General features: G+C 58.7%; 9 protein-coding genes and 1 tRNA gene. 9 read left to right on the top strand and 1 reads right to left on the bottom strand.

Going from position 1 to position 13,456, the window contains the following annotated elements; all coding sequences use genetic code 11:
* Positions 1 to 211 precede the first annotated feature (211 nt).
* Positions 212 to 799 (bottom strand): histidine phosphatase family protein, encoded by a 588-nt coding sequence (locus CFBP4996_RS08145; RefSeq protein ID WP_020812237.1) that lies wholly within the window; start codon positions 797 to 799, stop codon positions 212 to 214.
* 185 nt (positions 800 to 984) lie between these two features.
* Here CFBP4996_RS08145 and CFBP4996_RS08140 point away from each other — a divergent pair.
* The 9 genes from CFBP4996_RS08140 to rpoC all read left to right on the top strand — a co-directional run bounded on the left by CFBP4996_RS08140 (position 985) and on the right by rpoC (position 13,397).
* Positions 985 to 1,060: transfer RNA gene (locus tag CFBP4996_RS08140), tRNA-Trp, on the top strand.
* A gap of 185 nt (positions 1,061 to 1,245) precedes the next feature.
* Positions 1,246 to 1,446 (top strand): preprotein translocase subunit SecE, encoded by a 201-nt coding sequence (gene secE / locus CFBP4996_RS08135; protein WP_003523719.1) that lies wholly within the window; start codon positions 1,246 to 1,248, stop codon positions 1,444 to 1,446.
* Between the two features lie 45 nt (positions 1,447 to 1,491).
* Positions 1,492 to 2,022: a transcription termination/antitermination protein NusG gene (gene nusG, locus CFBP4996_RS08130; RefSeq protein ID WP_003523721.1), complete on the top strand. Its 531-nt coding sequence runs from the start codon at positions 1,492 to 1,494 to the stop codon at positions 2,020 to 2,022.
* A gap of 144 nt (positions 2,023 to 2,166) precedes the next feature.
* Positions 2,167 to 2,598, top strand: a complete 432-nt coding sequence (rplK, locus tag CFBP4996_RS08125; RefSeq protein ID WP_003523723.1) for a 50S ribosomal protein L11 — start codon at positions 2,167 to 2,169, stop codon at positions 2,596 to 2,598.
* A gap of 2 nt (positions 2,599 to 2,600) precedes the next feature.
* Positions 2,601 to 3,296 carry a 50S ribosomal protein L1 gene (gene rplA / locus CFBP4996_RS08120; RefSeq protein WP_080851570.1) on the top strand — a complete coding sequence of 232 codons (696 nt, stop codon included), beginning with the start codon at positions 2,601 to 2,603 and terminating at the stop codon, positions 3,294 to 3,296.
* A 354-nt stretch (positions 3,297 to 3,650) separates the two neighbouring features.
* The gene (gene rplJ, locus CFBP4996_RS08115; RefSeq protein WP_003523725.1) at positions 3,651 to 4,169 is read left to right on the top strand and encodes a 50S ribosomal protein L10; all 519 of its coding nucleotides are present in this window, start codon (positions 3,651 to 3,653) and stop codon (positions 4,167 to 4,169) included.
* A gap of 59 nt (positions 4,170 to 4,228) precedes the next feature.
* On the top strand, positions 4,229 to 4,609 hold the full coding sequence (gene rplL / locus CFBP4996_RS08110) for a 50S ribosomal protein L7/L12 (protein WP_003523726.1): 381 nt from the start codon (positions 4,229 to 4,231) through the stop codon (positions 4,607 to 4,609).
* A gap of 262 nt (positions 4,610 to 4,871) precedes the next feature.
* The gene (gene rpoB, locus CFBP4996_RS08105; RefSeq protein ID WP_003523727.1) at positions 4,872 to 9,008 is read left to right on the top strand and encodes a DNA-directed RNA polymerase subunit beta; all 4,137 of its coding nucleotides are present in this window, start codon (positions 4,872 to 4,874) and stop codon (positions 9,006 to 9,008) included.
* A 180-nt stretch (positions 9,009 to 9,188) separates the two neighbouring features.
* A complete protein-coding gene (rpoC, locus tag CFBP4996_RS08100; protein ID WP_059762645.1) occupies positions 9,189 to 13,397 on the top strand; it encodes a DNA-directed RNA polymerase subunit beta' in 4,209 nt (1,402 codons plus the stop codon).
* Positions 13,398 to 13,456 lie beyond the last annotated feature (59 nt).

Below are 13,456 nucleotides of genomic sequence, written 5' to 3'. Positions count from 1 at the left end.
AGAAAACCCCGCTGGAGACAGCGGGGTTTTTTATTGCCCGAAAGGGTCAGAGTCCGTTTGAAAACGTCGGACGGGTCGATCCGGCGATGCATTTTGCGTCTGGCTGCGTCGAAAATCTTGACGATATCATCGGATATCGCCTTCGATCTTCTTCTTGCCAGACACAAAAATCACCTGCCGGCTCTCCGCCGCCGAGTTTCGAAACGGACTCTCAGCAGTCGATGCGGACGATGTCGCCATCCTTGAGATGGAAGAATGCGTCCTGCGGCACATCGAGGCGCAATGCTTCCTCCTTTGGAAGGTTCGCATAGACGCCGCGCAACAGGCGGCTGGTGATGCCGTGGCAGATGACGATCGCATCGCGCGCCTGTCTCTGCTGAATGGTCTCCAGGCTGCGGGCCACCCGGCTTGTCATTCTTTCGAACGTCTCACCGCCCGGCGCGTGGAAGAACCATTCGTATCGATCCAGCCCGTCGCGCATGCCGGGATATTCATAATCGATCTCGTAATCCGTCATGCCGTCCCATACGCCCATGCCGATCTCCATCAGGCCGGGATCGAGGGTGATGCCGTCGATCATGCCGATTTCGCCTGCGACGATTTCGCAGGTCTGCCTCGCCCTGCCGAGCGGGCTGGAGAAAATATGGACTTCATCGGTTTCGATCAGCGCGGCGAGCCTGCGGCCCATGCGCATCGCCTGTTGTCGCCCCAGTTCCGTCAGCGGCGAATCGACCTGACCCTGCCAGCGGCGAACGGCGTTGAATTCGGTCTGGCCGTGACGGACGAGATAGATGCTCATGGGCGTTCCTATGAAATGCGGGGAAGATCAGCGAATTGAACGATGTACCCGTGGGAGGGGCATGCCGGGGTATTTTGCCAGACAATGTGAAAAAACAAAAAACACACTTGCCATTCTTTTCCCTGCACCTTAAAGGAGCGCATACCGAATTGGCCAAGCGATTTCGCAGCCGGTTCAGGTGATCAAGGGGTATAGCTCAGTTGGTAGAGCGGCGGTCTCCAAAACCGCAGGTCGGGGGTTCGAGCCCCTCTGCCCCTGCCACTTTCCATTCGCAAGCGCGGGTCCTCGCTGCATGGCAGATGGGTGCCGGATTTCCGGCGAATTTCGCGGAATGTCGATTTCCTCTTGTTAAAAAGGGAATCGGTGTTTATGTAGGGTCAAAACAGACACGCGGTGCGTGGGGCTGATTAGTTCGGCTTTACGCGCCGTAATTGCGTGGGCAGTCAATGGCATCCAAAACCAATCCGTTTACGTTTCTGCAGCAGGTTCGCGCCGAAGCGTCAAAAATCACTTGGCCGTCGCGCCGCGAGACCATGATTTCGACGGCTATGGTGCTGGTGATGGTCATTTTTGCGGCTCTGTTCTTCTTTGCTGCGGATCAGCTCATCGGCTGGCTGCTTAGCCTGGTGCTGAACGTAGGCCGGTAACGGCGCGGTCAAAGGCCTGGTGGAAGGATCGAACGGAGAATAAAAATGGCAGCGCGCTGGTATATCGTTCACGCATATTCGAATTTCGAAAAGAAGGTCGCCGAGTCGATCGAGGAAAAGGCCCGTCAGAAGGGTCTGGATCATCTTTTCGAGAAAATCCTCGTGCCGACCGAAAAGGTGGTCGAGGTGCGTCGCGGCCGCAAGGTCGACAGCGAGCGCAAGTTTTTTCCAGGTTACGTGCTGGTGCGCGCCAACCTGACGGATGAGGCCTATCACCTCATCAAGAACACGCCGAAGGTTACCGGTTTCCTCGGTTCGGACAGCAAGCCTGTTCCGATTCCCGATTATGAAGCCGAGCGTATCCTCGGTCAGGTTCAGGAAGGTGTCGAGCGTCCGAAGTCTTCGGTTTCGTTCGAGATCGGCGAGCAGGTTCGCGTTTCCGACGGTCCGTTCGCGTCGTTCAACGGCGTGGTTCAGGATGTCGACGAAGAGCGTTCGCGCCTGAAGGTGGAAGTGTCGATTTTCGGCCGCGCTACGCCGGTCGAGCTGGAATACAATCAGGTCGAAAAGGTCTGATTGGCGGGGCGAGACCCCAAGCGCGTGGAAGGCTAACTGGCTCTTTAAGCCGGGGCAGGGCGCCGCACCACGCAACCGCAGCCGCCGGAGCAATCCGGCTTAAGAGAAGCCGGGTAACCGGTTTGAATTGAAAGGCAGAGAGATATGGCTAAGAAAGTTGCAGGCCAGCTCAAGTTGCAGGTAAAGGCCGGGGCGGCCAATCCGTCCCCGCCGATCGGTCCGGCACTTGGTCAGCGTGGCATTAACATCATGGAATTCTGCAAGGCGTTCAATGCCGCCACGCAGGAAATGGAAAAGGGTATGCCGATCCCGGTCGTCATCACCTATTACCAGGACAAGTCCTTCACCTTCGTCATGAAGCAGCCGCCGATGACCTACTGGCTGAAGAAGGAAGCAAAGATCACCTCCGGTTCCAAGACGCCTGGCAAGGGCGCCAAGGTCGGCTCCATCACCAAGGCTCAGGTCAAGACGATCGCTGAAGCCAAGATGAAGGATCTGAACGCAGCCGACATCGAAGGCGCAATGGCAATGGTTGAGGGCTCCGCCCGCGCCATGGGCCTGGAAGTGGTAGGTTGATCATGGCCAAGGTAGCAAAGCGCACTCAGAAGATCCGCGAAGGCGTGGATCCTAACAAGCTTTACGTTCTCACCGACGCCATTTCGATGGTCAAGGAACGTGCTGTCGCCAAGTTCGACGAAACCGTTGAAGTTTCGATGAACCTCGGCGTTGACCCGCGCCATGCGGACCAGATGGTTCGTGGCGTTGTCAACCTGCCGAACGGCACCGGCCGTGACGTTCGCGTCGCCGTTTTCGCCCGTGGCGCCAAGGCTGATGAAGCCACGGCTGCTGGCGCTGACGTTGTTGGTGCAGAAGAACTGGTTGAAATCGTTCAGGGCGGCAAGATCGACTTCGATCGTTGCATCGCGACCCCGGACATGATGCCGCTCGTCGGCCGTCTCGGCAAGGTACTCGGCCCGCGTGGCATGATGCCGAACCCGAAGGTCGGTACGGTGACGATGGATGTTGCCGGCGCCGTCAAGGCGTCCAAGGGCGGCGCTGTCGAGTTCCGCGTCGAAAAGGCCGGTATCGTACACGCTGGCGTTGGCAAGGCTTCGTTCGACGCCAAGGCTCTTGAAGAAAACATCAAGGCTTTCGCCGATGCCGTCATCAAGGCAAAGCCGACGGGTGCCAAGGGCAACTACGTCAAGCGCGTCGCGATTTCCTCGACCATGGGTCCGGGCGTCAAGATCGACCCTTCGTCGGTTACGGCTTAATCAATTCTCGCGCTTCCCACGGGAAGTGTGAATAAAAGAATTTCCGGCTCCCAGGAGCCGGAGATTTCCGGGGAAACCCCGGAACTCCTGTCCGAGATTGCGGGTGGCCATGTCTTTCGGGACCTGGCCTTAATCATTCAACCTGCATGAGACGGGTGAGGCTGGATTTGAGGCATCCTAGATGCCTGACTGTCCGGTTCGAACCTGGTGTGCCTGTGCCTGAAGCCGTTTGCGGCGACAGAGCGGGGGACAGGATCCTCGAGCGTCGCTCGGGATCTTTGTAAAAAGGTCCCTTGGGGCAAAGGCAAACCCGACGGGTTCACATGTTGTGTTCCCGTCTACTGGAGACAGACAGTGGAAAGAGCGGAAAAACGCGAATTCGTCACGGAGCTGAACGAAGTCTTCAAGGCTTCCGGTTCGGTTGTCGTGGCCCACTATGCTGGTGTCACCGTTGCGCAGATGAACGACTTCCGTTCGAAGATGCGCGCTGCCGGAGGCACCGTCAAGGTCGCGAAGAACCGCCTGGCCAAGATCGCTCTTCAGGGCACGGAGTCGGAAGGGATGACAGATCTCTTCAAGGGCCAGACGCTGATTGCATACAGCGTCGACCCGATGATCGCTCCGAAAGTCGTCATGGATTTCGCCAAGACCAACGACAAGGTCGTTGTTCTCGGTGGCGCCATGGGTGCAACCACGCTCAACGCTGAAGCAGTCAAGTCGCTTGCGACCCTGCCTTCGCTGGACGAGCTGCGCGCAAAGCTGCTGGGCCTTCTCAATGCCCCGGCAACCCGCGTCGCTACGGTTGTCGCCGCACCTGCAAGCCAGCTGGCACGGGTGTTCTCGGCTTACGCCAAGAAGGACGAAGCCGCTTAAGGCGGTTTTTCGCTGTAAATATTCAAACTGGTTCGAACTGAACAAAAGGAACTATCAAAATGGCTGATCTCGCAAAGATCGTAGACGACCTCTCCTCGCTGACCGTTCTGGAAGCTGCAGAACTGTCCAAGCTTCTCGAAGAAAAGTGGGGCGTTTCCGCTGCTGCTCCGGTAGCTGTTGCTGCTGTTGCTGGCGGTGCAGGCGCTGCTGCTGCTGCTGAAGAAGAAAAGACTGAATTCGACGTGATCCTGGTTGACGCTGGCGCCAACAAGATCAACGTCATCAAGGAAGTCCGCGCTATCACGGGCCTCGGCCTGAAGGAAGCCAAGGACCTCGTTGAAGGCGCTCCGAAGGCTGTCAAGGAAGCTGTTTCCAAGGCTGAAGCTGCTGATCTCAAGAAGAAGCTTGAAGAAGCCGGCGCTAAGGTCGACGTTAAGTAATCTTGCGATTACTGGCGGGAAGGGGCTTTATGCCCCTTTCCGTCGTCATCGTTTTTAAAACTCATTACCCAAAAGCCGCGTGAAAATGGCTTTTGGGTAATGGGTTCTTCAAGAGAATGGTTCCGAACCGGCTCATCTAGGCAATCCGGCCTGATCGATCCGGGATGTGGAACGAGATTGATGACACCCATTGCTTGACGGGATCGACTGGCCATCGGTTCCCGTCCGTTGCAGGCCCGGATGCAATTTTAAAGGAGCGACGATGGCTCAGACCCTTTCGTTTAACGGTCGCAGGCGCGTACGCAAGTTTTTCGGCAAAATTCCAGAAGTAGCGGAAATGCCGAACCTCATCGAGGTTCAGAAGGCTTCGTACGACCAGTTTCTCATGGTTGACGAGCCCAAGGGTGGCCGTCCCGACGAGGGATTGAATGCCGTATTCAAGTCCGTATTCCCGATCACCGATTTTTCCGGCGCCTCCATGCTTGAATTCGTGTCCTACGAATTCGAAGCGCCGAAGTTCGACGTCGAGGAATGCCGTCAGCGCGATCTGACCTATGCTGCGCCGCTGAAAGTGACGCTGCGCCTCATCGTGTTCGATATCGATGAAGATACGGGCGCGAAGTCCATCAAGGACATCAAGGAACAGTCCGTCTACATGGGCGACATGCCGCTCATGACCAATAACGGTACGTTCATCGTCAACGGCACCGAGCGCGTCATCGTTTCGCAGATGCACCGTTCGCCGGGCGTGTTCTTCGATCACGACAAGGGCAAGAGCCATTCTTCCGGCAAGCTGCTCTTCGCTGCCCGCGTCATCCCCTATCGCGGTTCCTGGCTCGACATCGAGTTCGACGCCAAGGACATCGTCTATGCGCGTATCGACCGTCGCCGCAAGATCCCCGTGACCTCGCTGTTGATGGCGCTTGGGATGGATGGCGAAGACATTCTGTCGACCTTCTATACCAAGGCTTCCTATGAGCGCGACGGCGACGGCTGGCGCATTCCGTTCCAGCCCGAGACGCTGAAGAACGCCAAGGTCATCACCGACATGATCGACGCCGATACCGGCGAAGTCGTGGTCGAAGGTGGCAAGAAGCTGACCCCGCGCCTGATCCGTCAGCTGACGGAGAAGGGCCTCAAGGCACTGAAGGCGACCGACGAAGACCTCTACGGCAACTATCTGGCCGAAGACATCGTCAACTACGAGACGGGTGAAATCTATCTCGAAGCCGGCGACGAAATCGACGAGAAGACCCTCGGTCTCATCCTGCAGTCCGGCTTCGACGAGATTCCGGTCCTCAACATCGACCACGTCAATGTTGGCGCCTATATCCGCAACACGCTGTCTGCCGACAAGAACGAGAACCGTCAGGAAGCTCTGTTCGACATCTACCGCGTCATGCGTCCGGGTGAGCCGCCGACCATGGAATCGGCGGAAGCGATGTTCAACTCGCTGTTCTTCGATGCAGAGCGTTACGACCTGTCGGCCGTCGGCCGCGTCAAGATGAACATGCGCCTCGACCTCGATGCGGAAGACACCGTGCGCACGCTGCGCAAGGAAGACATCCTCGCCGTCGTCAAGATGCTGGTCGAACTGCGCGACGGCAAGGGCGAAATCGACGACATCGACAACCTCGGCAACCGCCGTGTCCGTTCTGTCGGCGAACTGATGGAAAACCAGTATCGTCTGGGCCTTCTGCGCATGGAACGTGCGATCAAGGAACGTATGTCCTCGATCGAAATCGACACCGTGATGCCGCAGGACCTGATCAACGCGAAGCCGGCAGCCGCCGCCGTTCGCGAATTCTTCGGTTCCTCGCAGCTGTCGCAGTTCATGGACCAGGTGAACCCGCTTTCGGAAATCACCCACAAGCGCCGTCTTTCAGCTCTTGGACCGGGTGGTCTGACCCGCGAGCGCGCCGGCTTCGAAGTCCGCGACGTTCACCCGACCCATTACGGCCGTATTTGCCCGATCGAAACGCCGGAAGGCCCGAATATCGGTCTGATCAACTCGCTTGCAACCTTCGCCCGCGTCAACAAGTACGGCTTCATCGAAAGCCCGTACCGCAAGATCGTCGACGGCAAGGTGACCAACGACGTGATCTACCTCTCCGCCATGGAAGAGGCCAAGTATTACGTCGCGCAGGCCAACGCGCCGCTCAATGAAGACGGTTCGTTCTCGGAAGAGTTCGTCGTCTGCCGTCACTCGGGCGAAGTTATGCTCGCACCGCGTGACAACATCAACCTGATGGACGTTTCGCCGAAGCAGCTCGTTTCGGTCGCAGCGGCTCTCATTCCGTTCCTGGAAAACGACGACGCCAACCGCGCTCTCATGGGCTCGAACATGCAGCGTCAGGCCGTTCCGCTTCTGCGCGCCGAGGCGCCGTTCGTCGGTACCGGCATGGAGCCGATCGTCGCCCGTGACTCCGGCGCTGCCATCGCAGCCCGTCGTGGCGGTGTGGTCGATCAGGTGGATGCGACCCGTATCGTTATCCGCGCCACGGAAGACCTCGATGCCGGCAAGTCCGGTGTTGACATCTACCGTCTGCAGAAGTTCCAGCGTTCGAACCAGAACACCTGCGTCAACCAGCGTCCGCTGGTTTCCGTCGGCGACAACATCTCCAAGGGCGATATCATCGCGGACGGTCCGTCGACCGACCTCGGCGATCTGGCTCTCGGCCGCAACGCGCTCGTCGCGTTCATGCCCTGGAACGGCTACAACTACGAAGACTCGATCCTGATGTCGGAGCGTATCGTTTCCGACGACGTGTTCACCTCCATCCACATCGAAGAATTCGAAGTGATGGCGCGCGACACCAAGCTTGGTCCGGAAGAAATCACGCGCGACATTCCGAACGTTTCGGAAGAAGCGCTGAAGAACCTCGACGAAGCCGGTATCGTTTACATCGGTGCGGAAGTTCAGCCGGGCGACATCCTCGTCGGCAAAATCACGCCGAAGGGCGAAAGCCCGATGACGCCGGAAGAAAAGCTTCTGCGCGCCATCTTCGGTGAAAAGGCTTCCGACGTTCGCGACACTTCCATGCGCATGCCTCCGGGCACGTTCGGTACTGTCGTCGAAGTCCGCGTCTTCAACCGTCACGGTGTGGAGAAGGACGAGCGCGCGATGGCTATCGAGCGCGAAGAGATCGAACGTCTGGCGAAGGACCGCGACGACGAGCAGGCGATCCTCGACCGTAACGTCTACGGCCGTCTGATCGACATGCTGCGTGGCCACGTTTCCATCGCCGGTCCGAAGGGCTTCAAGAAGGGCGTCGAGCTTTCTAACGCCGTCGTTTCCGAATATCCCCGCTCGCAGTGGTGGATGTTCGCGGTCGAAGACGAGAAGGCTCAGTCCGAGCTGGAAGCGCTTCGCGGCCAGTACGACGAATCCAAGTCGCGCCTTGAACAGCGCTTCATGGACAAGGTCGAAAAGGTCCAGCGCGGCGATGAAATGCCTCCGGGCGTCATGAAGATGGTCAAGGTCTTCGTTGCCGTTAAGCGCAAGATCCAGCCGGGCGACAAGATGGCCGGCCGTCACGGTAACAAGGGCGTCGTCTCGCGTATCGTTCCGGTCGAGGACATGCCGTTCCTCGAAGACGGCACGCATGTCGACATCTGCTTGAACCCGCTCGGCGTGCCTTCGCGCATGAACGTCGGCCAGATCCTCGAAACCCACCTCGCATGGGCATGCGCAGGCATGGGCAAGAAGATCGGCGAGATGCTCGAAGAGTATCGCAAGACGATGGACATCAGCGAGCTTCGCAGCGAGCTGACGGAAATCTACGCGTCTGAAGCCAATGACGAGGTTCAGCGTTTCGATGACGATTCGCTCGTCAAGCTTGCCGAAGAAGCCAAGCGCGGTGTTTCCATCGCGACCCCGGTTTTCGACGGTGCGCATGAGCCTGACGTCGCCGCGATGCTGAAGAAGGCAGGTCTGCATGAATCCGGTCAGTCCGTCCTTTACGACGGTCGTACCGGTGAGCCGTTCGACCGCAAGGTCACCGTCGGCTACATGTACATGATCAAGCTGAACCACCTTGTCGACGACAAGATCCACGCTCGCTCGATCGGTCCTTACTCGCTCGTTACCCAGCAGCCGCTGGGCGGCAAGGCGCAGTTCGGCGGACAGCGCTTCGGGGAAATGGAAGTCTGGGCTCTGGAAGCATACGGCGCGGCTTACACGCTGCAGGAAATGCTCACCGTCAAGTCGGACGACGTGGCGGGCCGCACCAAGGTCTACGAAGCGATCGTCCGTGGCGACGACACCTTCGAGGCCGGTATTCCGGAGAGCTTCAACGTTCTCGTCAAGGAAATGCGGTCGCTCGGTCTTTCGGTCGAACTGGAAAACTCGAAGATCGAGAACCAGCCCGAAGACCAGCTGCCCGACGCGGCGGAATAAGACGATAGAGGCGGGCGCCTTCAAGGGCGCCTGCCGGTTTCCCGGACGGTATTGGCCGGTTCGGGACACTTTCGCCGCATTATGCGGTTAATCCGTATTTAAAGCTCTGGACGGTGACCCGGGAAGAAGCCGGTCCAGATGCAAACAGGGGCAGCAGCTAGCCTCTCAAGGAGACAAGGCATGAACCAAGAGGTCATGAATCTTTTCAATCCTCAGGTGCCTGCGCAGCATTTCGATTCCATCCGGATTTCGATCGCTTCGCCGGAAAAAATCCTGTCGTGGTCCTACGGCGAGATCAAGAAGCCGGAAACCATCAACTACCGTACGTTCAAGCCGGAACGCGACGGTCTCTTCTGCGCGCGCATCTTCGGACCGATCAAGGACTATGAGTGCCTGTGCGGCAAGTACAAGCGCATGAAGTACAAGGGCATCATCTGCGAAAAGTGCGGCGTTGAAGTCACGCTGTCGCGCGTTCGCCGTGAGCGCATGGGCCATATCGAGCTCGCAGCGCCGGTTGCCCATATCTGGTTCCTGAAATCGCTTCCCTCGCGTATCTCGACCCTGCTCGACATGACGCTGAAGGATGTCGAGCGCGTTCTCTATTTCGAGAACTACATCGTCACCGAACCGGGCCTCACTTCGCTGAAGCAGAACCAGCTTCTGTCCGAAGAAGAGTACATGATCGCCGTCGACGAATTCGGCGAAGACCAGTTCACCGCCATGATCGGCGCTGAAGCCATCTATGAGATGCTGGCTTCGATGAACCTCGAAAAGATCGCCGGCGACCTGCGCGTCGAGCTTGCTGAAACGACTTCTGACCTGAAGCAGAAGAAGCTGATGAAGCGCCTGAAGATCGTCGAGAACTTCATGGAAAGCGGCAACCGTCCGGAATGGATGATCATGAAGGTCGTTCCGGTCATTCCACCGGACCTGCGCCCGCTGGTTCCGCTGGATGGCGGCCGTTTCGCGACGTCCGACCTCAACGATCTCTATCGCCGCGTCATCAACCGTAACAACCGTCTGAAGCGCCTGATCGAGCTTCGTGCGCCTGGTATCATCATCCGCAACGAAAAGCGTATGTTGCAGGAATCCGTCGATGCGCTGTTCGACAACGGCCGTCGCGGTCGCGTCATCACGGGTGCCAACAAGCGTCCGCTGAAGTCGCTCTCCGACATGCTCAAGGGCAAGCAGGGCCGCTTCCGCCAGAACCTTCTCGGCAAGCGCGTCGACTATTCCGGCCGTTCGGTCATCGTGACCGGTCCGGAACTGAAGCTGCACCAGTGCGGCCTGCCGAAGAAGATGGCGCTCGAACTGTTCAAGCCGTTCATCTATGCCCGCCTCGACGCCAAGGGTTATTCCTCGACCGTCAAGCAGGCCAAGAAGCTGGTTGAAAAGGAAAAGCCGGAAGTCTGGGATATCCTCGACGAGGTCATCCGCGAGCATCCGGTTCTCCTGAACCGCGCACCGACGCTGCACCGTCTGGGTATCCAGGCTTTCGAACCCATGCTGGTCGAAGGCAAGGCCATCCAGCTGCACCCGCTCGTCTGCACGGCCTTCAACGCCGACTTCGACGGTGACCAGATGGCTGTCCACGTTCCGCTTTCGCTGGAAGCCCAGCTCGAAGCGCGCGTGCTGATGATGTCGACCAACAACATCCTGCATCCGGCAAACGGCCACCCGATCATCGTTCCTTCGCAGGACATGGTTCTCGGCCTGTATTACCTGTCGATCATGAACCAGAACGAGCCGGGCGAAGGCATGGCCTTCTCGGATATCGGCGAGTTGCATCACGCGCTTGAAAACAAGGTCGTGACGCTGCATGCCAAGATCCGTGGCCGCTTCAAGACCGTGGATGCCGATGGCAAGCCGGTTTCGAAGATCCATGAGACGACCCCCGGCCGTATGCTCATCGGCGAACTTCTGCCGAAGAACGTCAACGTGCCTTTCGACGTCTGCAACCAGGAAATGACCAAGAAGAACATCTCCAAGATGATCGACACGGTCTACCGTCATTGCGGCCAGAAGGACACGGTCATCTTCTGCGACCGCATCATGCAGCTCGGCTTTGCCCATGCCTGCCGCGCCGGCATTTCGTTCGGCAAGGACGACATGGTTATTCCGGACAGCAAGGTGAAGATCGTCGGCGACACCGAAGCTCTCGTGAAGGAATACGAACAGCAGTATAACGATGGTCTCATTACCCAGGGCGAAAAGTACAACAAGGTTGTCGACGCCTGGGGCAAGGCTACCGAAAAGGTCGCCGAAGAGATGATGGCACGCATCAAGGCTGTCGAGTTCGATCCGGAAACGGGCCGCCAGAAGCCGATGAACTCCATCTACATGATGTCCCACTCGGGTGCTCGTGGTTCTCCGAACCAGATGCGTCAGCTGGGCGGCATGCGCGGCCTGATGGCGAAGCCGTCGGGTGAAATCATCGAGACGCCGATCATCTCGAACTTCAAGGAAGGCCTGACCGTTAACGAGTACTTCAACTCGACCCACGGTGCCCGTAAGGGTCTCGCAGACACCGCCCTGAAGACGGCGAACTCGGGTTACCTGACCCGTCGTCTCGTCGACGTCGCGCAGGATTGCATCGTCAACTCCAGGGATTGCGGCACCGACAAGGGCCTCACCATGACCGCCATCGTCGATGCCGGTCAGGTCGTTGCCTCGCTCGGCGCACGTATCCTCGGCCGTACGGCTCTGGACGACATCGATCATCCGGTTTCCGGCGAAAACATCGTCAAGGCCGGCACGCTGATCGACGAAGCCGACGTGGCCGCCATCGAGAAGGCCGGTATCCAGTCCGTCCGCATCCGTTCGGCTCTGACCTGCGAAGTGCAGATCGGCGTCTGCGGCGTGTGCTACGGTCGTGACCTTGCACGTGGTACGCCTGTCAACATGGGCGAAGCCGTCGGCGTCATCGCCGCACAGTCCATCGGTGAACCGGGCACGCAGCTTACCATGCGTACCTTCCACCTTGGCGGTACGGCGAACGTGGTCGACCAGTCGTTCCTCGAAGCCTCTTACGAGGGCACGATTGCGATCAAGAACCGCAACATCCTGCGCAACTCCGAAGGCGCACTCATCGCGATGGGCCGTAACATGGCCGTCACCATTCTCGATGAGCGTGGTCAGGAGCGTTCTTCGCAGCGCGTTGCCTATGGTTCGAAGATCTTCGTTGACGACGGCGACAAGGTTAAGCGCGGTCAGCGTCTTGCAGAGTGGGACCCCTACACCCGTCCGATGATGACGGAAGTGGAAGGTACCGTTCACTTCGAGGACCTCGTCGATGGTCTTTCCGTTCTGGAAGCCACCGACGAATCTACCGGCATCACCAAGCGTCAGGTTATCGACTGGCGTTCGACGCCGCGCGGTTCGGACCTCAAGCCCGCGATCGTCATCAAGGACGCTTCCGGTGCGGTTGCGAAGCTTGCCCGTGGTGGCGAAGCCCGCTTCCAGCTCTCGGTCGACGCCATCCTGTCGGTCGAGCCGGGTGCGAAGGTCTCCCAGGGTGACGTGCTTGCACGTTCGCCGCTGGAAAGCGCCAAGACGAAGGACATCACCGGCGGTCTGCCGCGCGTTGCCGAACTGTTCGAAGCCCGTCGTCCGAAGGACCACGCCATCATCGCAGAGATCGATGGTACGATCCGTCTTGGCCGCGACTACAAGAACAAGCGTCGCGTGATGATCGAGCCTGCGGAAGACGGCGTCGAGCCGGTCGAATACCTGATCCCGAAGGGCAAGCCCTTCCATCTTCAGGAAGGCGACTATATCGAAAAGGGTGAATACATCCTCGACGGTAACCCGGCACCGCACGACATTCTGGCGATCAAGGGCGTGGAGGCTCTGGCTTCCTACCTCGTGAACGAAATCCAGGAAGTCTACCGTCTGCAGGGCGTTGTGATCAACGACAAGCACATCGAGGTGATCGTTCGCCAGATGCTGCAGAAGGTTGAAATCACCGATGCGGGCGACAGCCAGTACATCGTCGGCGACAATGTCGACCGTATCGAGCTGGACGACATGAATGACCGTCTGATCGAAGAGGGCAAGAAGCCGGCTTACGGCGATCCTGTCCTGCTCGGCATCACCAAGGCTTCGCTGCAGACGCCGTCCTTCATCTCGGCCGCATCCTTCCAGGAAACCACCAAGGTTCTCACGGAAGCTGCAATCGCCGGCAAGACGGATACGCTGCAGGGCCTCAAGGAAAACGTCATCGTCGGCCGTCTCATCCCGGCCGGTACTGGCGGCACCATGACGCAGATCCGCCGCATCGCCACCTCGCGCGACGACCTCATTCTCGAGGAACGTCGCAAGGGCACCGGTGCAGGCTCTGCGAACCAGATGCTGCAGGACATGACGGACCAAGCTCCGGCCGCCGAATAAGGCAGAGAAGGGCAGGGGCTTTGCGAAGCCCCGCCAAAGTTCAGAACAAAACGCCCGGA

Source organism: Agrobacterium leguminum (genome assembly GCF_005144435.2).
Taxonomy (GTDB): Bacteria; Pseudomonadota; Alphaproteobacteria; order Rhizobiales; family Rhizobiaceae; genus Agrobacterium; species Agrobacterium leguminum.
The sequence above is the reverse complement of the archived record's forward strand: the minus strand, read 5'-3'. Positions and strand labels throughout refer to the sequence as shown.

Coding starts and splice junctions, on each gene's coding strand:
- nusG (WP_003523721.1), top strand. CDS start 1,492: ATGGCAGCGCGCTGGTATATCGTTCACGCATATTCGAATTTCGAAAAG.
- rplK (WP_003523723.1), top strand. CDS start 2,167: ATGGCTAAGAAAGTTGCAGGCCAGCTCAAGTTGCAGGTAAAGGCCGGG.
- rpoC (WP_059762645.1), top strand. CDS start 9,189: ATGAACCAAGAGGTCATGAATCTTTTCAATCCTCAGGTGCCTGCGCAG.
- CFBP4996_RS08145 (WP_020812237.1), bottom strand. CDS start 799: ATGAGCATCTATCTCGTCCGTCACGGCCAGACCGAATTCAACGCCGTT.
- rplL (WP_003523726.1), top strand. CDS start 4,229: ATGGCTGATCTCGCAAAGATCGTAGACGACCTCTCCTCGCTGACCGTT.
- secE (WP_003523719.1), top strand. CDS start 1,246: ATGGCATCCAAAACCAATCCGTTTACGTTTCTGCAGCAGGTTCGCGCC.
- rplA (WP_080851570.1), top strand. CDS start 2,601: ATGGCCAAGGTAGCAAAGCGCACTCAGAAGATCCGCGAAGGCGTGGAT.
- rpoB (WP_003523727.1), top strand. CDS start 4,872: ATGGCTCAGACCCTTTCGTTTAACGGTCGCAGGCGCGTACGCAAGTTT.